Origin of the sequence: Pelotomaculum isophthalicicum JI, from assembly GCF_029478095.1 — a bacterium.
In the GTDB taxonomy this organism is placed as follows: domain Bacteria; phylum Bacillota; class Desulfotomaculia; order Desulfotomaculales; family Pelotomaculaceae; genus Pelotomaculum_D; species Pelotomaculum_D isophthalicicum.
On the sequence record NZ_JAKOAV010000023.1, the window covers coordinates 37276 to 58864 of the forward strand.

The window sequence follows — 21589 nt, forward strand, 5'->3', positions numbered from 1 at the left end:
CGATCCCCCTCTCTTATTCCTGCCCGGTTAATTTTTTCGCGAGCTTAACCGCCTCATAAGCGTCCTTCGCGTAGCCGTCCGCCCCGATTTCCCTCGCGTAACTATCATTGACCACCGCTCCGCCAATCATAAATTTCACGTCCAGCCCTTCACTCCTGGCAAGCTCCACCACAGTTCTCATTTCAACCATGGTGGTTGTCAGCAAGGCGGAAAGTCCGATGATTTGCGCCTTCAAATCTCTTGACTCGCTGATAATCCTTTCGGCGCTCACATTCTTACCCAAATCATGCACCGTAAACCCATTGTTTCTCAGCATCAACCCCACGATGTTTTTCCCGATATCATGAATGTCACCTTTTACTGTCGCGAGAACGATAACCGGACTGTTTTTGCCGCTGCTCTCCCGGTCTCCGGCAAGGAAGGGCGCCAAGTAGTCAAAAGCTGTTTTCATCGCCTCGGCGCTTTGGATAAGCTGCGGCAGGAAATATTTTCTCTCTTCGTAAAGATGACCCACCCTGGTAATGGCAGGTATCATATAGCCATCAATGATCGTGCCGGGTTTGGCGCCTTCCGCCAGCGCCTCCTTGATTAAATCAACAATATTCTCCCTGTCTCCCTCAAGTATGGACTGATTGATTTTATCCACTGTTTTCAAATTGTTTTTTGGCTCGACTTTTTTTGGCTTTTCCACGCTGCCGTCACTGTACCTGCCAATATATGTCAAGCTGTTTTTATCCCGAGCGGTTAAAACGTCGCTAGCCGCCTTAATACCCATAATCATTTCACTGGAGGGATTAGCTATGGCCATAGATAATCCATTACCAATCCCCATGGCTAGAAATGCCGAGTTGATGTAACCTCTCTCAGGCAAACCAAAGGAAACGTTGGACAGCCCGGCGATGGTGGCGCAACCAAGCGTCCCGGCACACCACCTGATAACTTTTAATGTTTCTTCCGCCGCGTTCTGATTTGAAGAAACCGACATAACCAGTCCATCCACCACGATGTCACTATTTTCAAAGTCATACTTTTTAGCTTCACTGATAATGTTTTGAATTATTTCATACCTTTCCCGCGCTTGCTCCGGAACACCCTCGTCGTTTAAAGGAAGCAATATAAACATGGCTCCATATTTGCGCGCGATAGGCAGCATTCGTTGGATCTTCGATTTTTCCGCCGATATCGAATTAATCAAAGCTCTGCCGGGATATATTCTCAGGGCGGCCTCGAGAACGTCGGGAGAGGAAGAATCCAGACATAAAGGGCACTCCACAACATTGCTCAATAACTTGACAACTTCCACCATGGTTTTTTTCTCGTCAATGCCGGGCATTCCCACGTTAACATCCAGGATCTCCGCGCCGTTTTCCACCTGCTCCGCGGCTAAACGCCTGACTTCGGTATACTTGCCGTTCCGCAGCTCTTCACTGAGCTTCTTTTTGCCGGTTGGATTGATCCTTTCTCCCACAACCGTCACCGGATAAGTTTCTCCAAAAAAAACAGTTCTTCTGGAAGAAGTCAGCGCCCGGTAAGGTTTAGGCTCCCGCCCGACGGGCTTTAGCCCCGCAATATTTTCTTTTGCTCTTTTTATATGCTGGGGAGTGGTCCCGCAGCATCCCCCGATCAACCCCGCTCCTTTAGCGACGAAATCAACCGCATATTGGCCGAATTCCGCAGGTTCCATGTCAAAAACCGTGCACCCGTCCACCAGTTTCGGCAATCCCGCGTTGGGTTTCACCATAATCGGAACCTTTGCGTACGGCATCATGAGCTCAACTACCTTCAACATATCCTTGGGCCCGGTAGAGCAATTAGCGCCAACGGCATCGGCGCCCAAGCTTTGCAGAGTAATAAGCACCGTAACAGGATCGCTCTCAGTCAGGGTTTTGGCACTGGTATCAAAAGTCATGCTGGCGATAACCGGCAGGTCACAAGTTTCCTTGACAGCCAGCACGGCGGCCCTGGTTTCTTGCAGATCGATCATGGTTTCGATAACAAAAAGATCAACGCCGCCTTCCAACAGCCCCTGAACCTGCTCTTTATAGACATCCACAATATCATTAAATTTCACATCGCCAAATGGCTCCACAAATTGTCCTGTCGGCGCGAGGTCACCCGCGACCAAACATTTTGCGCCGGCTGTTTCTTTAGATATCCTGGCAAGTTCCCTGTTAAATTCCAAAACCCTGTCCTGAAGTCCGAATTCTTTTAATTTAATCCTGTTTCCGCCGAAGGTGCAGGCCAGAATGATATCAGCGCCCGCCGCAATATATTCACTCTGAATTTCTCTAAGGACATCAGGATGTTCCAACACCCACTGTTCGGGGCACGCCTCCTTCGGTATACCTCTTTTATGAAGCTCGGTTCCCGTCGCGCCGTCTAATAATACAATTTTCCCTTCCACCATTTGTCTGAATGAATCTTTATTCATATGACACCTCAATCCCCGCAATCGCTATAACTGATTTTTCCGGTTCAAGCATAAATTTTTCTGTTATAGAAATATCAATTCTTTTAAGATCTAGAATATCGTAAATAACCTTTTGATGATAAAGGTTTAAATCTCCGTAACCAGGGCTGAACCTGCGTTTTGTCAGGGCTTTCCCTTTTATTTTTATTGTTTTGTTTATAAAGCTCATCATCCAGTCTAAGGCCGTATCCACAACCTGGGATGCCACCGCGTCAAAGACAAGGCCCGAAGACGCGTTGCCGTTATTCATCGCTCCGGTAATTGTATCGCTGATTTCTCTCCCCAAGGTGGATGACATAAAAACAACTTCACTACTATGATATAAAAAAGCCGATAGCTTTTCACTGATTAGTTCAATGCCGTTTTCTAATACGACCTTATTCGCTGAACGCTTATTAATTTTGCTACGGCAAAAAGCTCCCCTCGCATTACATAGAAGGAGCGCTCTTTTTACCGCAGCATCTATGAACATGTTATCTTTTTCACTGATTGCTGTTATTCCTTTCCTGTATCCTAACCTGGCAAGTATTAAATTCCGGTTGGGCTCAACAGGAATATGTTCAAAATATTTAACGTCCGGGGCTTTCAAATATATACTTACACCACCGTTTATAATAATGTTGTATATTTCGCAGCCTTAATCCAATTTTCCTGCTATAATCAATATTCAACTATGGCAATAATGTTAAAAATAATCAGTTGGAGAGTTAAAAAGGTATCCGCCTGTTCTAATGATAAAGGTTATAGTCCGCATGCATTTTGCGTTCATGGTCATAGGACGGGATAAAATCGGCTTGCCGGTCGACAAACATTGTTTCGCCTTCGCGAATTGCTTCAAGAATTTGGAATATCGTGTAAGTATCGCCGAATTCCAGTTCGGGTGTGACAGAAATCGGTTCATTTCCAGTTATAGCTTGGTACAAATTAAGGAGTTCGTTGTAATAACCCCGCTGCTTCCGGTACGGTATTTGTTCCACATGGCCATCGTTATAAGCGATATTTACTGTTCCGCAATCTCTTTCCTCTAAATAAATCATTCCTTTGGTGCCAAATATCCGCAACCCTAACCATGGTCTTTGCATTTCCTTTCCCCTACAGAAAAACGAAAACTGGCCAATCAGACCACTCTTAAAAAGCATATTGACACAAATAACTGAATAAGGAGAAAAATCATATTCCTGGGGAACTCCAAACCCCTGCACCTTTTCAATCGCGCCCAAAATATGTCTTAACGCGGCGATATCATGAACACCGGTATCCAAGATGGCGCCGCCGGGAAATTCCGGGTGCTGACGCCATTCTGTGGCGGGGAACTTGTTCATATTCATATCTTCCAGAAAATTAACCACCCTGTTTTGCATGAAATATAAAACATCGCCAATTCTTCCCCCGTTAATATAATCCCTGATTATATTAATCTCCTCATTATATCTATAGTTCTCTGTAATCATGATTGGCACATGGTATTTTTCCGGCAACTGCATGGCCGATTTGGCTTCCTCAGGGGTTGCGGCAAGCGGTTTTTCACAAATAATCCACTTCCGGGAACCGGTTATCAATGACGCGACTTCCTCAGTAATTTTATAATTTAGCTCGATCGGGACCATAATATCAATGACATCAAGATCGTCCCTGACTACCATGCTCCGGTATTCGGAGTAATCTTTTTGTTGAACGAGATTCAATTTTTTCACCCAATAATTAGCCTTTTGGGGATCCAGATCACATATGGCGGCTATTTCGAATTTATCCGAAAGTTCCCGGTAAGCCGGGTAATGCAGCTGTTCAAAAGCCATCCCGGCGCCGATAATCCCGACTCTTATTTTTTTCATATTAACCACCTCGTTTGTTAGTCTCAATTATTATTGTTCCCCAACAATAAAATCATATTAAAACATTTGGGAGGGACTCTCTTGGCAAACAATACGGGAAATAATTTTTGGCTTTCTGTCACAGCGCTGGCAGGTGTACCGTTTATCATGGTCCTGGGCAATTCAATGCTTATTCCTGTCTTGCCCGACATCAGGAACGCTTTAAATTTGACTACTGTCAGCGCCAGTTTATTAATCACCCTGTTTTCATTACCGGCCGGCATAATTATTCCGGCAGCCGGCTTTTTGTCGGACCGTTACGGCAGAAAAGTGGTGATCATTCCCGCTATGATCATTTATGGACTTGGAGGGCTAATTGCCGCCCTTGCCTCCATTTTTTTGAAACAGCAAGCTTTTTCCGTCATCCTGGCGGGGAGAATATTGCAGGGGGCCGGGGCGGCCGGAACCGCGCCGATAGCCATGGCTCTTTGCAGCGACCTTTTCCAGGGAAATGAACGCAGCCGCTCTCTGGGGGCTATCGAGTCTTCCAACGGCCTGGGCAAAGTAATCAGCCCCGTCCTTGGTTCGGCTGTCGGTTTGATTGCCTGGTACGCCGCTTTTATTTTCTTTCCCATTATTGTCGTACCGGTTGTTATCGGGATGTGGCTGTTGGTTAAAGAACCTGCGGCCAACCGCGCGCAACAAAAACTGTCGGAATACTTAAACTCCGTAAAGAAAGTTTTTAATAACAAGGCAAGCTTACTTTTGTCGTCCTACCTGGCCGGAGCGGTCGTGCTGATAGTTCTCTTCGGAATTCTATTCTACCTTTCTGAATACCTGGAGCAACAGTTTGGCTTGGATGGGATAATGAAAGGCCTCGCCCTGGCCATTCCGGTATTGTTTATGAGCGCCGCTTCATTCGCGACCGGCTTTATTATCAAAAAGAAGAAGAAACTAATGAAGTTCCTGGTGGTAGCCGGCCTGGCGATAATGGCCGCCGCGCTCGCGTTCCTGCCGCTGGCCAAAGGAGTGATCATCTATTTCGTCGCCATTTCCATTGTCGGCCTCAGTACCGGTATGGCGCTCCCGTGTCTGAACAACTTGATTACTAGTGCCGCTTCTATGGAAGAGCGCGGCCTGGTCACTTCGCTTTACGGCAGCGTGCGGTTTTTCGGGGTGGCTTTCGGACCTCCCCTTTACGGTTTTCTGATGGCTAAGAGCACCAATTTGATGTTTTGGAGTTCAGCCGCGCTTGCCCTGCTGACTGCCGTGACAACTCTGATTTTTATCAAAGACACGGGCAGCGCGGAAACCCAAAAACAAGCCGCCCCCAAAGCTAAAAAAAGCTTTCGGGAAACTATCGGCTTAAAAATAAGTCCTGCAAAAAAACCGGTGAAATAAGCGCTCACTTAAGAGAACCTTTTCACTCCGCAAGAATACTATAGAAGAGCATATATGACCTAAAAGGAGTGAAATTATGGGCGAGCATTCCACTAGTAACGCATGGATGGAAATACTGCGTTTCCCCCTCGGCGGCCGCAGCAAAAAACCGCGTCAAAAAGGTCTGACCATGCTCCTGGATAAAGGCCTGGGGCAGGAGGAAACAAAGGACTTGTTCCAAGCAGCGGGTGATTACATTGATTTTTTAAAGCTAGGTTTCGGCACTTCAGCATTGTATCCACAAAAGGCGCTTGAAGAAAAAATCAGCCTGGCTAAACAATTCGACGTAGATATTTATCCCGGTGGGACTTTCCTGGAAATTGCCATTATGCAGGATAAGCTGAAGGAATTTTTGATGTTGGCGAAAGTTTTGGGGTATACGGCGGTTGAAGTCTCGGACGGCACGTTGAATATTTCTCCGGAGGTGAGAGCCCGTACGATTTCCCTGGCTGCGGAAAAAGGTTTTAAAGTCTTAACTGAAATCGGCAAAAAGAACCCTCTGGACAGAGTACCTATCGAAGAATCTGTTAAACAAATTCAACTTGACTTAAAAAACGGCGCTTACAAGGTAATTGTCGAAGGCAGGGAATCCGGTAAAAATACCGGGTTTTACGATAATGACGGACATTTCACAAAAGAACATTTGGACCTGATCCTGTCCGCCGTGGACAACCCGGAATTGTTGATCTGGGAAGCGCCGTTAAAAGAACAGCAACAAGAACTGATCCTACGCTTCGGTCCCAACGTCAATCTGGGAAACATCCCCCCCCGCGAGGTAATAGCGCTGGAAGCGCTGCGCGTTGGCTTGCGGGGCGACACTTTGAGGTCGGTAATATAAATTTATCAATAAACCGTGGCGATCGGAATACAAAGATTCCGGGTGCCACGGTTTGTTGCGATTTGCCCGGTCACGTCGCCGGGATCTGCTGATTATTTATGCCAAGCGCACGACGATCCGGTGCAAAATGTCCACAGAATGGCTTAAATAATTCGCCGCGTCTCTCAGCTGACAGTTTATTTCGTAATGTTTTATCGCGTTCATAGTATCTGCCGTTTTAAATATAGCAACCATACCCTTATGGAAATAATCTTCCACAGCCGTATGAGCAATACGTATCATCTGTATCTGATTTTGTGCCTGAATCGGATCGCATTCCAATAAAGCCACCGCCCGCGCAAATGTAAATGTTCCTTCACTTAATTCCTGTACCATTTTAACAATTAACTCATCCGGCTGAACGTCATATTCTTTCATAGATTGCAGGGCAAGCCGGGCATGTTCGATAATCCGGTCCATGCGAACTGAAATATAATAGATATCCTGCCTGTCAAAGGGCGTGGTGAAAGCCTCAATTAGTTTTTCTTCCATTCCCATGCGGATTGTATCTGCTTGCCGGGTCAAATTAATAACCTGATCGAAATTTTTAGTTGAAGGGTCTTCCAGCCAGGCTAATATAGTTTTAACTCCCCGCGCCGTTACTTCGGCCTGTTCGCGCAGCATTCCATAAAAATCGTACTTAGCGGGAAACAACCTGTCTAAAAAGTTCTTTTTTCGCATGTCACATCTCCCCTTCAATTATCCAGCCAACCAGTTTATCGGGTAATACAACATCGCTGCTACAACAGCTGAAGCTGGGATTGTCACAAACCAGGCGGCGATCATTTCCTTGCCGATATTCCAGTTAACCATGCGATATTCGTCTGCCGCCCCCACGCCGATTACGCTGCCCGCGACCACATGCGTGGTTGATATGGGTACTCCTAGCACGGTTGCGAGCATAATCGCCCCGCCTGAAGATACTTGTGAATTTAAACTATGAATAGGCCGGATAACGAAGATACCCTGCCCTAATGTTTTCATAATGGACCAGCCGCCGAACATTGTACCTGCAAACATGACCATCCCACCGGCTAATTTTACCCATTCGGGGGTAATCTGCTGCTGCAGCAGATTGCCGGCCATTAAAGCCAGTGTGATTAGTCCCATAATTTTTTGGGTGTCATTAGCGCCATGGCTATATGCCAGCAAGGCAGCCATGAGCCATTGCAGCCTTTTCAGGTGTTTGTTGACGGTAAACTTGGCGTTTCTCAATGAAAAGCTAACTGTTTTTTGCAAGCAATAAGCTATAGCAAAACCCAGAAGAGGTGAAATTAACAGAGCTGTAAATACTTTCACAATTCCAGTCAACTGATGTGTGTAAATAAGTTCCCTCCACCCCCACAAGATATGTTCATAACCGCTTGAAACCCAAACCGCGCCGACGATCCCCCCCACCAGAGCATGTGTGGAACTGGACGGCAGGCCGAGATACCAAGTGATTAGATTCCATACAACCGCGCCTAATAAAGCTGCCATAAGCACGCCAAGCAATTGTGGCTGAACCGGCAGGCTGACAATCTTGGCGACAGTATCCGCGACCGCGCTGCCGCTAAACAGCGCGCCCAGCAAGCCACAGACGGACGCCAATCCCACGGCCTGTAAAGGCGTCCCCGCGCCGCAGGCGATAAACGTAGCCACAACCGAGCTTGCGTCATGCAAACCATTTGTCAGCGCGAAAACAAGCGCCGCCACAACTACCACGATTACTAAAATAATAATGTCTGAAGGCATAACATTAGTATACTCCTGTAATCCACTACTTTAAGAATAACCAATGATTGCTTAATAATCAAATAACCGCACCGGGTAATTTACAGCGGCACAATGTATCGCACTATCATAACAAAGTGGACGATGCTCCCGGCCATGATAAACAAATGAAAAATCTCATGAAACCCAAAAAGGTTCGGGAAAAAGTCAAAGCATTTGACGGCATAGATGATTGCCCCTATGGTATAGAGTATTCCACCTGTAAACATTAACACAATCGCGCCGGACGGGAGATTAATCAACAGTTGGATCATCGGAATTAAGGCTATCCAGCCTAACAGCAGGTAAAAAGCCGCTGATATATAACGGGGCGCCAGAATGAACCACATTTTCAGAAGAATACCGGCTATTGCCAGTACCCAGACTGCGATGAGCATTACCAATCTCCATGCTCCCGTCAGCCCGTAATAAAGCACCGGGGTATATGATCCCGCTATCAGCAAGTATATCGCCACGTGATCTACTTTTTTCAGCATCAAAATTTTGCGCGGCGCCGTTTTTATCCAATGATACAAAGAGCTTGCTCCATATAACATAATCACGCTGATTCCGTAAATCGTCAGGGTGACCAACTTTGAGACGTTATTCTTGGCTAAAATTATGAGCAGCACCAAGCCCGCCAGAGCCGCGATGAAAGTTACAAAATGCGTGCAAGCGTTCACCGGTTCCCTCATTTTGAAAAAATCCTTCATAAACACTACCACCTTATAACTATAACAAACTCAACTTTGATAACCTTTAGGCATATAACGCGGCGCGTGTTCGGCCCTACAAAAAAACGCCTTCAGGCAGGCGCTGATTTAATAAGTTACCAATATTTTAGCACCAAAAACACAAAGCAACAAGATGAGAAAAGTTTAGCTCATTGAGTAACTGCAATTTTACCCAATGAGCTAACCAAAGCCAATTTTGAACTGATTAGTGAGCAAATCGTAAGCCGAGTTCTGTCGTGGATGATCATCTATCTGGGACGGCTGTTGCCAGCGCGCCTCAAGCGACCTTACCCGGGAATCAACGACGGGCCGCCGCAAATGTTCCCCTATTCGGTCTTGCTCCGGGTGGGGTTTACCTAGCCGGCCGGTCACCCGGCCGCTGGTGCGCTCTTACCGCACCGTTCCATCCTTACCACTTGAGAAGTGGCGGTCTACATTTCTGTGGCACTTTCCTTAGGGTCGCCCCCACTGGGTATTACCCAGCACCCTGCCCTGCGGAGCTCGGACTTTCCTCAGACGCCACCTTTCGGCCTGGCGCCCGCGACCACCTGATTTACTCACTTAATTAACTGTATCCATTATAACATCCGGACGAACAATATGCAAAGAAACGCTATTACAATACTTCAAGGCAATTTCGAGTTTCAAATAAAGGAAAAAGGATTGGTATTAATATCAGACAAAGTCACTTTGACATTCAACCCGCTTGAGATGCATTGTCTTTCGAGGTATTCTTTAAGCGCAGGCAAAACCACTGATTCGCTGCCATGATGCCCCGCGTCAATAAAATTCAGGCCGGCTGCCAACATATCCTGGGCTTCATGATGATTGATATCCCCGGTGACAAATGTGTCCGCGCCGGCGCGGAGGGCCGCGGGCCAAAGTTTGGCTCCCGCTCCCCCGCAGACAGCGACTTTTTTGACCTTGCTTTCAGCTTCGCCACCCAGTCTGACCGCCGGCAGGCCAAGCGCTTTCTTTACTGCCTGCGCAAATTCAAGGAAAGATACCGGACAGGCCAAGCCGCCTACTCTTCCCAACCCGTAAGCCGGGCCGGGGTTTTCCAGTGAATACAGGTCATAAGCCACTTCCTCGTAAGGATGAGTTTTTAACATGGCCTGGATGACGGCATCTAATCTGTTTGTCGGCACAATTGTTTCCAGCCTTACCTCCTTGACCTGCTCCAACTTGCCTTGTTCGCCAATGTATGGTTTTGTACCGGCAAGGGGTTGAAACATTCCTGTCCCTTCGGTCTGAAAAGCGCAATGGCTGTAGTTGCCGATCCACCCGGCCCCGGCTCCGGATATGGCTTGATGCACATCTTCCACATGTCCGGCCGGAATAAATACCACAAGCTTCACGTACTGTTCCCGGCCGGCCGGTTCCAGAACTGTAGTTTCACTCAGCCCCAGTTTTTCCGCTAAAACAGAGTTGACCCCGCCTGACGCGACGTCCAGGTTGGTATGGGCGGCATACACTGTAATGTTGTTTTTTATGATATACTCCACAAGTTTTCCGCTGGGTTGATCAAGGCGCAGTGATTTAAGCGGTTTAAAAATCAAAGGGTGATGGCTGATAATCAATCCGGCGCCTTTTAACTTTGCTTCCTTAACGACATCGATATTAATATCTAAAGTCAACATAACCGTTTCAATTTCCGCATGCGGGTCACCAACCTGCAAACCGGGGTTGTCCCATCCCTCGGCTATGGATGTTGGCGCCAGTTTTTCAATAAGGTTAAATATATCCCGGCATTTTACAGACATCTTTTCGCCACCTCCCTGACGCGCTCAAGTTTGGCCTTGAGCCGCCTTGCTTTTTCACGGGCGGCATTGTTCTTCCCGGCAGCCACTCCGTTAAGCGCCCGCTCGTACTGATCAATTATTCTACCAAGATAAACGTTGAGCAACGGGTCTCTCCTCTCAATTAAGCGGGGACCCAGTTCAAGGTATAGTTCATCATCAAACAATTCCCGGCCGGGCTCGGCAACAACTATCTGGTATAACCTGCCGTCTTCATTAATCAATCTCTCGCTGATAATTTTCCAGCCGTTTCCGGCAAGCCAGATTCTTAAGTCACCGGCATCCGCCATCGGTTGCATAATCAGCCTGTTCACACTTTTAAGAACATCCGGCTTAGCGGCCAGGATCTCTTTTATTGTATTGCCACCAATACCGGCCAGCACCAAAACTTCAGCCTCACCCGGTCCCAGTGTCTGCAAGCCGTCTCCGAGGCGGAGGTCTATGCGGTCTTTTAGATGGCGCTCCTCAACCGCCCGCGTCGCGGATTCAAGCGGACCGGGACGCAAATCAGAGGCAATAACTTTCTTACTAATACCCGCCTCAATCAGAAAAATAGGCAGGTAGGCATGATCGGTCCCGATGTCGGCCACGACACCACCCGCCGGCACATACGCGGCCAGGGCGGCCAGGCGTTTTGCCAGTCCCATGGCACACCTCCCGCTTTTTTCTATCAAAAACCAGTATAATTTACTTTTCACGAAAAGACAAACGATCCATAATACGCAAGCATTTTATTAATAATTCACTCTAATGTTATAATGTTTCCTGAGGTGAGGTTCGTGAAATACAGAAAACTTGGCAGGACAGGAATAAAAGTGTCTGTTATTGGTTTTGGGGGCATCCCCATCCAGCGGGTTTCAGGAGAAGACGCCTGTATAATCGTAGACAAGGCATTAAACCTCGGAATAAATTTTTTTGACACAGCCAGGGGATATACCGACAGTGAAGCAAAATTGGGCGCCGCTTTAAAAAAGAGGAGAAAAGAAGCGGTAATTGCGACTAAATCCTTGTCCAGGACCAAGGAAGGCATGGCCGCGGACATTCAAAAAAGCCTGGAAACGTTGAGAACAGATTTCATAGACATATACCAGATGCATAATGTCAAGGATGAAATAACGTTAGAGCAAGTATTAAGTGAGAATGGCGCTCTTGCCGCCTTAATTGAGGCAAAAAATGACGGTTTAATAGGGCACATAGGAATAACGGGGCATATTAAGAGCCATTTGTTGGAAGCGATTAAAACTGAAGAAATAGAAACTGTGCAGTTTCCTTTTAACGCGGTTGAAACAACGGGAGTTAAAGTATTATTAAACGAGACAGAGAGAACGGGTGCCGGCGTCATTATAATGAAGCCGCTTGCCGGGGGCGTTTTAAAAAATGCCGGCCTGGCTTTACGTTATATCCTGGGATATCCTGTTTCCACCGTTATACCAGGTATGGATTTTCTCGAACAAGTAGAGGAAAATGCCTCCGCGGGAAATAATCCTTATTCATTATCGGCCGATGAAATGCGTATTTTGGAAGAAGAAGCTGCAAAACTGGGCGCGGTTTTTTGCCGCCGCTGTGAGTACTGCTTGCCCTGTCACCAAGGTATCGATATCCCCTCAATTTTTTTGTTAGACGGCTATTTTACCAGATACGATTTGCCGGGCTGGGCCAAGGAACGTTACCGGGGCTTGCCGGTGAAGGCGGATTCTTGCTTAGAGTGCGGTGAATGCGAAGAGAAGTGCCCCTATAGCCTGCCCATACGTAAGATGCTTAAGAACGCCGCTGCCAGAATGGCTTGATATGCAAACTGTGGCACCATTTTTACAGGTGCCACGGTTATGAGCAAATTCGCCTTATGTGACCTTTGGGCATATAACGCGGCTCATTTTCGGCTCACTATTGTATCTCGATGTTTCTTCCCATTCTTTTCGCATCCGTGTCCTTGGGCAGGACAATTTCCAGGATGCCGTCCCGGTAGCGCGCTTTCATCTCATCTTGTTTCACCGGTACATCCACGGTGAAAGACCTGCTAAAAGAGCCGTAACTGCGTTCAGTCCTGAGGAAATTAGCCCCTTCCTCTTTCTCCTCTTTTCTGCGCTCACCGCGGATGGTCAGAAGATTGTCGTTAAAAGTAACTTGAATATCTTCCTTGTTGGCGCCTGGAATTTCCGCTTTGACCAAAACAGCGTTGGGAGTATCCTTGATGTCTACCGGAAACGCCCAACCGTGCGCAAGTGTACCCGGGTACATCCTCGGATATCGAAAGTTTTCATCAAAAAGCCTGTTGATAGATGACTGCAATCCTGTCAGTTCATGAAAAGGATCCCACTTAACAAGATCCATAATAAATAACACCTCCTTTTTAAAATTAGTTTACCTGGAGGTGACATTATTATGCATCGGCTTTTACTGATTATCTATCCAAAACCATCACAAAATTGACACATGGGTCAGAAGTGCCCTGCAGCGTGCACTTTTCAAGTTTGAGTTGTTTTACGTATTCGATAATTTCATGAGTTATAACTTCTCCCATGCTGACCAGGGGAATTCCCGGAGGATAAACCATAATCATTTCACCTGATATTTCTCCGGCGCACTGTTCAAGGGGAACGGATCTTTTGGGGCTATAGAAAGCTTCTCTTGGTTGCATGACAATTTCCGGATTAAATTGTATGGCATCAATTTTTTTAATTTCACTTCTATCGGTGTGCCGGGCAATATCTGTCAGGGCATTAATCAGAGCTTCCAGGTATTCCTTTCGTTCTCCCAAACCGGTAATAGCCAGGATATTATACATATCGGCAAGCTCTATAAGTATGTTGTAATCTCTGGCCAGCATTTCTTCGACTTCGTAACCGGTAAGCCCGATTTTCCGGACATTTATCAACAACTTTGTTTCGTCAAAACTAAAGTTCCCGGATTCCTCAAAAAATACTTTGTCCGGTGCGAAGTACCCGCCAATTTTGTTAATCTCTTCTCTGGACCATTTCAACAATTCCAAGAGCTGATCCAGTATTTGCCTGCCCCTGGTAGCCAGTTGCTTTCTGGCGACATCCAGGGAGCACAGAAGTATATAAGACGGACTGGTAGTATATGCGAGATTGAGCACTTGCTTTATGTAGAGCGGATCAATGCCGCTGTTCCCGATCAGAAGCGCCGAACTCTGGGTCATTGAGCCACCCGTCTTATGAAGACTGACCGCGCTTATATCAGCCCCGGCTTCCATAGCGGATACCGGAAAATGGTCATGGAAGTGCATGTGGGTACCATGGGCTTCGTCTACTAATACCGGCATACCGTTGTGATGTGCCGCTTCCACAATTGACTTGAGGTTTGATGTTACTCCATAATAGGAAGGATTTATCGCCAGAACCGCTTTAGCAGTGGGATTCTTTTCCACGACAATACGGAGATTGCTTTCCGTGATACTAAGCACGATACCAAGTTCGCTGCTTATCTCAGGGAGTACGTAGACTGGTTTCGCACCGCTTAGTATAAGAGCGTTAAAAATCGATTTATGGACGTTTCTAGGCAGTATTATCTGGTCTCCGGGTTTGCAGGTGCTCATAATCATTGTTTGAACACCCGATGTAGTGCCGTTGATCAAGAAATAAGCGGCACTCGCTTGAAATGTCTCGGCAAGAAGTTTTTCAGCCTCTGTAATTACAGAAGTCGGGTCCCAAATTATATCGATGCCCCTTGTTTGGTTCAAGTCCATTCTTAATACATTCTCGCCGACAAATTCCTTATATTCTACCAGTCCGTTTCCATGTTTATGGCCCGGTATCTGCAACGGAACAGCATTTCTTTTCACGTGATATTTAACAGCGTCAAAAAGAGGCGTTCTAAACTGATCCAATAACTTTTCCCATCCTTCTATTGACATTACCGCGTTTCAAGCAAAATGTCTCATATTTTGTTCAGCTATCAGCACCACGATCGGTGTCTGCTGGTCGTCATTGCCATGCGGGTTATCTTTAAGATAATCAAACAACATATCCTGGGCGACTCCGTCGGTGGCAGCCAGAATGTCTACCTTCCCAATATCGTTCACATCTGTAATAACCGCCTCGGCTCCGGTTGCCTGCTTGATCCTGTCCACGACTTTTTGCGGGTCCTTCGGACCGAGAACGATATGCCTGTCAAAGGGATACATCGTACCTGCAAAGTCGTCTATCTGGGCTAGATGCCGGCCGGCCACCCGGTAGAAATCTCCCCTTCGCCCAACCAGCCTGCCCAGTCCCGCTGCCAACACACCCAGGAGAAAACGCGGCAGACCGGTCTCTTGTATGGCTACCTGCATGGATGGCGGAGCGGCGAGGCTACCTTCTTTACCGGGGAAGTTGCTTAAGATGCGAGCAAGCAAACCTGGCTTCACCGTTTCCGGCCGGATGGCTCGTCCCTGACTAATGGCTACCACACTTTCAGCCACGGCAATAATATCGCCCGGGGAGACTATCTCACCGACGTATTTTTTCGACACATCCACAATATCGTCTTTCTCTGTAATAATGTGTGTTTTAATTGATATTTTTCCGGATATCATGAATAATCACCTTTAGAATTCGCGCCGTTTTGGGCAAAGTATTTTATTAGACCGTTGAAAATCCCTTCCGCGGCTCTCTTTTGAACTGTCAGGCCGCGCAGGAATACTTCCTCCACTAAGTTGGTTATTGTCAGCACTTCCGCCTCTATCGCCGGTACTCCACCAATCGCGGCCAACTCCGCCTGTTCCGCCGTCCCTCTGTCAGCGGCCTTGAGCTTATTGACCAAACCTTCCTGGACGTAACGCGCTAAAATAGCGCTCTGTTTATTAGCGGGAGCATATAGCGTGGCAACTCCGTCTTCATTACTATCGTCACAGGAGCGATTGTGGACGCCGATGTATACGTCGGCGCCTGTTTGTTTAACCAGAGCAAATCTTTTTTCCCTGGTAATATTTTCATCACCGTTCCTGGTAAGCACAACATCTGCGTTTACCCGGCGCAGAATGTTTTCCAGTTTTTTTGCGATGGGTATAACCACGTCTTTTTCCTGAAGGCTTACAGGTCCTTTCCCACCGGTGTCTTCACCTCCGTGACCGGGGTCAATAACAATCTTTTTCCCGCTGAACAATTTGGTAATAGACGAGCGGTTCAAAGCGATTTCCACCCGGAAGGGAAAACCTTTAAGATCTGTCAACCTAAACTCCGCCGGGTGTTCCAGCATCATTTCCACTGAAACAGTTTTTTTACCGTTCTGCTTTACAATTAACTCGCGTAAAAGTCCGTCGTTTACCTCTGTCGTTCCCCCCGGCATATTCAAAATAACGCCTTCACCTTCGAAAATAACCCTTCCGTCAGCATTTCTGGCACCATGCTTATATGGCTTCGTCGACTCGAGAACCACTTTGGTAAGCCATTCGCCTTTTTCTTCATCTACAATTTTTGACCACATGTTGGTTATTCTCGGTGCTTTTTGTTTAGACAAAATGGCCCCTCCTCGCCACATTTTGGAACCAGAACCATTTAACCAACTACCACCTAATAAGATTCTTTAATCAAAGTAGTTTTCCTGTTTATTGAATAATTGTTTTTGCTCTCTCCGCGTCCGAATCCTTGACAACTATTCTTCCGCCACCCATTAAATTAACAGAGTTAATAGTTGCTTACTCCATATTTTTCTTATTTAAGTAACAATTGTAACTTTATTCTTGTCCATTAATATAGCACCCTTCGAATAAAAAATATTCGGCAAGAGGAAGGGTATTTCCTGCAATATATGAGAGAAGGCGCTAAAAAAGGGCCGCCCGTCAAAGGCGACCCATCAAAATCTCATCCTCCTATTGCTCATATATCTTTTGTCGATAACAACGTGCTTGAAGCCTTAAGTCAATTCGTATATGCAATGAAATAAGTTTTACCGTTGCTTTACAATTGGAAGTTTTTTTCGTTAATAAGTCTTACACAAGCATCAACTACATGCGGATCATAAAGAACGTTTTTCTTCTCAATGATCTCGCTAATAGCATTTTTAAAACCCATAGCCGGCCGGTAAGGCCGGTGAGAAGATATTGCTTCCACAACATCAGCAACGGAAATAATTTTAGCTTCCAGGATGATATCTTCACCCATTAGACCTCCCGGGTAGCCTGTTCCATCCAGCCGCTCATGATGTTGCAAGATAGCTTTAGCAACTGTGCAGGGAAATTCTATATCTTTAATAATCTCATAGCCAAGCCGTGGATGGGTCTTAATAATTCCAAACTCGTTTTCATTCAAACAACCCGGTTTGCATAGGATCTCAGCTGGTACAACTATTTTGCCAATATCATGCAGAAAGCCCGCCATACGGATTTCATCAATTTGCTCTTTGGAAAGACCCATTTCATTAGCAATAGCAGTAGCAAGTTTTGCTACACGTCGCTCGTGACCAGCTGTGTAAGGGTCTCTCATCTCTATCATCAAAGCGATAGCCTTTACGGTTCCCTCCATAGTCCTCTTTAATTTATTGAAGCTTTTTTTGAGATCTTCCTCTATTGACTTACGTTCCTTGACTTCTGTTTGGAGAGAAAATGTTCTTTCCCGCACGATTGTTTCTAAGTTCTTATTTAAATTTCTTAATTCATCACGCGCTTTTAGCAGATCAAGGTTTTTCTGCACAGCGTTTTCATAGGTAGAAAGAAGAAAATCAAGAATTTGCTTATTTTCTAAAGTAAGATGATTGGAGTTGAAAGCTGGGTTAACAGTATTACTGGTATGTCTTTAAGACTTTCATTAATTTTTATTTGCCGGCAAAGTTGATAGCCGTCCATACCGGGCATAATGATGTCACTAATAACAATATTTGGCTTGCTGTTATATAAATAGTTCAGCGCTTCCTCGCCACTATTGGCGACAGCAACGTGATAATTATTTTTTTGAAGGACATTTTTTAGTTTCAAAGCTTGAACCGGACTGTCTTCTACCACTAATATACTTATGTTTTTTCCCATAGCTTCTCCTTTCGGCTGATAATTGATATATATAATGGCTGTTCAGGAAATCTATTTAGGAAATATCCATTTTTTTATGTATTCTACGATTTCCAATTAACTGAATAAATTTACTCACTATATAAAATGTGAGTTATTATAAAACTAAAACCCGCTAATAAATCAGCGGGTTTTAACACGAACCAATATTGTTATCGTGGCAACCCGGCTGTCATAGTAAACTTACCTTAGACCCGTGGCTTTGCGTAAGTATCCTTTCGGATACTTTGCCAAATATAAGATTATAGCAGACAATGTCAGAATATTAGGTTTTTTTGATTATATACTTCATGGTCCTAAATTCAAATAGGACCAACGTCCCATTTCTAGCCGCCTCGACAACTTATTCAGATATCTGCAAAAATATTTGAGTTAAGTTAACACATGCTTTACAGAATTGCCTATTGTTGAGAAAGTTAATAAATAAATACTATACTAATTTCCAGTAATTATCAAAGGATAATTATTGCTTGTGTCGTATTATAAAATTATTTTAATATTCAAACCATTTAGATAACATATTTTTTATTAACGATCATCCGAGGTGAACAGAATGGACACCATAATTAAAACAAAAAAAGAACTAATCAATGAGTCGGTTGATGACAACGATGGTAATCTGGTTGGAGCTATCAAATCCATTCGTGATATTACTAAACATAAGCATGAGGAGCAGGAAATAAGACAATACCGTAACCACCTTGAGAAACTGGTAATAGAATTAAGAACGACCAATGAACGTCTTCAACAGGAAATTACTGAGCGGAAGCAGATAGAGGAAGCTTTACGTGAGAGTGAAGAACGCTACCGGCAACTTGTTGAGCTTTCACCCGATGCAATTTTTCTTCACAGCAAAGACAGGCTTGACTTTATAAACGAAGCGGCAGCAAAGCTTATAGGTGCGGAAAGCCCTGAAGAAGCTATCGGTATGCCAATGATTGATTTAATTGAACCAGACTACCGGGAAATCGTTAGCGAAAAGTGGAGGCTGGTGCAAGAAGAGGGAAAAAGAGTCCCCTCAAAAGAAGAAAAGCTAATTCAGTTTGATGGTACAGTTATAGATATAGAAGTCATGACTGCTCCTTTAACTTTTCAAGGTAAACCCAAAATATTAGCAGTCGTCCGCGATATCACCGAGCGTAAACAAGCAGAGAAAGCGTTGAAAGAATCTCACGATAGATTTGTGACTGTATTGGACAGCCTTGATACAGGAGTTTATGTTATTGATATAGAAACCCATGAGATTATTTTCACCAATGAATATACTAGAAAGCACCTGGGCGCTGTTGAAGGAGAAATATGTTGGAAAAGTATTAATGCTGGTCAATCCGGACCATGTGATTTCTGCACTAATAATAAATTGCTTACACCCGAAGGTGAACCCACCGGACTACACATCTGGGAATTTCAAAACACGATTAGCGGTAAATGGATTGAATGCCGTAATCAGGCGATCAGATGGATAGACGGTCGAATGGTCCGTCTGGAAATCGCTACAGATATTACGGAGCGAAGACTGGTAAAAGACTTAATCGAGGTTGAAAGAAAAGAACTTTTTACTGCATTACAGCTAACAGAGGAGCGCTACCAACAAATAGTTGAAACTGCCAACGAAGGCATTTGGATTATAGATTCTAACGAAGAAATAACCTTTACAAATAAAAAGTTAAATGAATTGTTCGGATATACCAACGAAGAAATGATTGGCCGATCGATAAAATCTCTTATGGACGACGAATACCGATATAAAATCAAGCGAGAGATTGAAGATGGCAATAGTCAATCTAAAATCACCGAAGCGAAATATCAGCGCAAAGATGGTACGGAATTATGGGTTATTATATCGTCATCACGTTTATATGACCATGACGGATGTTTCATAGGCGACTTAGGCATGTTAACGGATATCACATTGCGAAAAAAGACAGAAAACGCTCTCAAAGAAAGCGAAGAACAGTTACGCCTAATTATTGAAAATTCACAGGACGCAATTGCCAAAATAGGTAAGAGCGGGAAGTTTGAATATCTAAGCCCGTCTATTAAAAATATCACAGGGTATGCTCCTGAGGAAAGATTGGAAAGATCCGCTTTTGAATTAATTCATCCTGATGATTTAGACAGAGTAATGACTACCTACGAGACTTTGATAAAACTATCATCATCGGGCAAAGCGGAGTACCGCTTAAGACACGCTGATGGCCATTATATCTGGCTTGAGACCACGGGAAACGTTCTTTTTAATGAATACGGCGAGGCTACCGGCGCTATCATGATTAAACGGGATATAACGGGGCGCAAGCTGGCCGAAGAGAAGTTACGCGAAGCTCATCAGCAACTCAAAGCCGTTATTGAGTTTCTTCCCGATCAAATCTTTGTAGTCGACAAGGAGAAAAAAATAATCGCCTGGAACAAAGCTATTGAAGAGTGCACGGGGATTAGCAAAGCAGAGGTTCTTGGTAAGGATGACAGCACTTTCGCTGTTAAGATTTACGGAGAGTCACGGCCATTATTAATTGATTTAACTTTTATAGACAGCCAGGAAATCGAGTTAGAGCATATTTCGAGGTATAATAATTTTAAAATAATTGACAATGTACTACATGGTGAAACTTTCATACAGTCATTATTTAATGGTAGAGGAGCTCACATATGGATAACAGCGGCTCCACTTTATGATAGTAAGGGAAATCAAGTAGGCGCAATTGAGACCACCCGGGATATTACCGAACGTAAGCAAATGGAGGAAAAACTCAAATATTTGAGTTTGCACGACTCCTTAACCGGTCTTTATAACCGCGCTTATTTTGATGAAGAAATGCTCAGATTAGGAGGAGGACGTTATCTGCCACTAGGCTTTATTGTATGCGATGTAGATGGATTAAAACTCGTCAATGACACTATGGGCCACAAATCCGGCAATAATTTATTGGTAAAAGCAGCAAATATAATAAAAAGTTGCTTTCGTTCAGGTGATATGATTGCGCGTATCGGTGGAGATGAGTTTGTGGTATTACTTCCTTGTGCAGAAAAACGAACCGTAGAAAACGCTTGCCGCAGGCTGCAGGAAGCTATTGAAAATCATAATAAAACGAATTCTGAACTCCCTCTTAGCCTCTCAATAGGATTCGCTGTTAGTAATGATACCCATACTAAAAGCCCTAATGAGCTTTTTATAGAGGCAGATCTTAATATGTATAGGGAAAAGCTTAGTCATAATCAAAGCACTCGCAGTATCATTGTCAAAACGCTATCCAAGACACTTGAGGTTAGGGATTTTACCACTGAAGGGCATGCGGAACGCATGCAAAAACTAGTAGTGCGCCTTGCCACAGCCTGCGGTCTGCCAGACTACAGACTTAATGATATAAGCCTTTTCGCTCTCTTTCACGATCTTGGAAAAATCGGGGTTCCCGATCGAATTCTTTTTAAACCAAGCTCATTAACTGAGAATGAATATCTTGAAATGATAAAGCATTGTGAAATCGGCTATAGCATTGCTAATTCTGTGCCTGATTTAATCCCTATAGCCGATTGGATTCTTAAACACCACGAATGGATAAATGGTGGAGGTTATCCCTTAGGTGCATATTTCGGCCGCATCCGGACACCCATTCCGGTAGCATCCGGACAGCGTAACGGCAACATCCGGACAGCATAACGGAATTATCCGGACAGCATTTCGGCAACATCCGGACACCTTGTCGAG

The 21589-nt window shown here is 45.0% G+C and carries 18 protein-coding genes, 1 other RNA gene and 1 riboswitch; of the genes, 4 read left to right on the plus strand and 15 right to left on the minus strand.

Annotation, left to right across the window (positions count from 1 at the left end; all coding sequences use genetic code 11):
- Positions 1–13: 13 nt before the first annotated feature.
- The 3 genes from L7E55_RS12115 to L7E55_RS12125 all read right to left on the minus strand — a co-directional run bounded on the left by L7E55_RS12115 (position 14) and on the right by L7E55_RS12125 (position 4302).
- Positions 14–2431, minus strand: a complete 2418-nt coding sequence (locus L7E55_RS12115) for a homocysteine S-methyltransferase family protein (protein WP_277444515.1) — start codon at positions 2429–2431, stop codon at positions 14–16.
- Positions 2424–3059, minus strand: a complete 636-nt coding sequence (locus L7E55_RS12120) for a methionine synthase (RefSeq protein WP_277444516.1) — start codon at positions 3057–3059, stop codon at positions 2424–2426. Before L7E55_RS12120 ends, L7E55_RS12115 begins: the two co-directional genes overlap by 8 nt.
- Positions 3060–3198: 139 nt before the next feature.
- Complete coding sequence (locus L7E55_RS12125; protein WP_277444517.1) at positions 3199–4302, minus strand: Gfo/Idh/MocA family protein; 1104 nt, start codon at positions 4300–4302, stop codon at positions 3199–3201.
- Positions 4303–4383: 81 nt separating this feature from the next.
- Here L7E55_RS12125 and L7E55_RS12130 point away from each other — a divergent pair, with 81 nt between their 5' ends.
- Positions 4384–5682: an MFS transporter gene (locus L7E55_RS12130; RefSeq protein ID WP_277444518.1), complete on the plus strand. Its 1299-nt coding sequence runs from the start codon at positions 4384–4386 to the stop codon at positions 5680–5682.
- 76 nt (positions 5683–5758) lie between these two features.
- Complete coding sequence (gene comA, locus L7E55_RS12135; protein WP_277444519.1) at positions 5759–6559, plus strand: phosphosulfolactate synthase; 801 nt, start codon at positions 5759–5761, stop codon at positions 6557–6559.
- Between the two features lie 96 nt (positions 6560–6655).
- Here the strand turns inward: comA and L7E55_RS12140 are convergent, their stop codons facing one another.
- The 6 genes from L7E55_RS12140 to L7E55_RS12165 form a co-directional block, all read right to left on the minus strand.
- Complete coding sequence (locus tag L7E55_RS12140; protein WP_277444521.1) at positions 6656–7279, minus strand: DUF47 domain-containing protein; 624 nt, start codon at positions 7277–7279, stop codon at positions 6656–6658.
- Between the two features lie 18 nt (positions 7280–7297).
- Positions 7298–8332, minus strand: coding sequence for an inorganic phosphate transporter (locus L7E55_RS12145; protein ID WP_277444522.1), 1035 nt, complete (start codon positions 8330–8332; stop codon positions 7298–7300).
- Positions 8333–8412: 80 nt separating this feature from the next.
- Positions 8413–9063, minus strand: coding sequence for a PAQR family membrane homeostasis protein TrhA (gene trhA, locus L7E55_RS12150; RefSeq protein ID WP_277444524.1), 651 nt, complete (start codon positions 9061–9063; stop codon positions 8413–8415).
- Between the two features lie 226 nt (positions 9064–9289).
- An RNA gene (rnpB, locus tag L7E55_RS12155) (RNase P RNA component class A) lies at positions 9290–9644 on the minus strand.
- Between the two features lie 84 nt (positions 9645–9728).
- Positions 9729–10847 carry a Nif3-like dinuclear metal center hexameric protein gene (locus tag L7E55_RS12160; protein ID WP_277444527.1) on the minus strand — a complete coding sequence of 373 codons (1119 nt, stop codon included), beginning with the start codon at positions 10845–10847 and terminating at the stop codon, positions 9729–9731.
- Positions 10838–11530 carry a tRNA (adenine(22)-N(1))-methyltransferase gene (locus L7E55_RS12165; protein WP_277444528.1) on the minus strand — a complete coding sequence of 231 codons (693 nt, stop codon included), beginning with the start codon at positions 11528–11530 and terminating at the stop codon, positions 10838–10840. Before L7E55_RS12165 ends, L7E55_RS12160 begins: the two co-directional genes overlap by 10 nt.
- 132 nt (positions 11531–11662) lie before the next feature.
- Here L7E55_RS12165 and L7E55_RS12170 point away from each other — a divergent pair, with 132 nt between their 5' ends.
- The gene (locus tag L7E55_RS12170) at positions 11663–12670 is read left to right on the plus strand and encodes an aldo/keto reductase (protein WP_277444529.1); all 1008 of its coding nucleotides are present in this window, start codon (positions 11663–11665) and stop codon (positions 12668–12670) included.
- 97 nt (positions 12671–12767) lie between these two features.
- Here L7E55_RS12170 and L7E55_RS12175 read toward each other — a convergent pair whose 3' ends face one another.
- The 6 genes from L7E55_RS12175 to L7E55_RS12200 form a co-directional block, all read right to left on the minus strand.
- Positions 12768–13214, minus strand: coding sequence for an Hsp20/alpha crystallin family protein (locus L7E55_RS12175; RefSeq protein ID WP_277444530.1), 447 nt, complete (start codon positions 13212–13214; stop codon positions 12768–12770).
- 70 nt (positions 13215–13284) lie between these two features.
- Positions 13285–14730: an aminotransferase class I/II-fold pyridoxal phosphate-dependent enzyme gene (locus L7E55_RS12180; protein WP_338091221.1), complete on the minus strand. Its 1446-nt coding sequence runs from the start codon at positions 14728–14730 to the stop codon at positions 13285–13287.
- Positions 14731–14766: 36 nt separating this feature from the next.
- The gene (locus L7E55_RS12185) at positions 14767–15417 is read right to left on the minus strand and encodes a coenzyme F420-0:L-glutamate ligase (RefSeq protein WP_277444534.1); all 651 of its coding nucleotides are present in this window, start codon (positions 15415–15417) and stop codon (positions 14767–14769) included.
- Complete coding sequence (locus tag L7E55_RS12190; protein WP_277444536.1) at positions 15414–16340, minus strand: N-acetylmuramoyl-L-alanine amidase family protein; 927 nt, start codon at positions 16338–16340, stop codon at positions 15414–15416. The genes L7E55_RS12185 and L7E55_RS12190 overlap by 4 nt, the downstream gene beginning before the upstream one ends.
- A gap of 440 nt (positions 16341–16780) precedes the next feature.
- The gene (locus tag L7E55_RS12195) at positions 16781–17512 is read right to left on the minus strand and encodes an HD-GYP domain-containing protein (RefSeq protein WP_277444538.1); all 732 of its coding nucleotides are present in this window, start codon (positions 17510–17512) and stop codon (positions 16781–16783) included.
- Between the two features lie 47 nt (positions 17513–17559).
- Complete coding sequence (locus tag L7E55_RS12200; RefSeq protein ID WP_277444540.1) at positions 17560–17844, minus strand: response regulator; 285 nt, start codon at positions 17842–17844, stop codon at positions 17560–17562.
- A 195-nt stretch (positions 17845–18039) separates the two neighbouring features.
- Positions 18040–18125, minus strand: a riboswitch (cyclic di-GMP riboswitch).
- Between the two features lie 311 nt (positions 18126–18436).
- Here L7E55_RS12200 and L7E55_RS12205 point away from each other — a divergent pair.
- On the plus strand, positions 18437–21541 hold the full coding sequence (locus L7E55_RS12205) for a PAS domain S-box protein (protein ID WP_277444543.1): 3105 nt from the start codon (positions 18437–18439) through the stop codon (positions 21539–21541).
- Positions 21542–21589 lie beyond the last annotated feature (48 nt).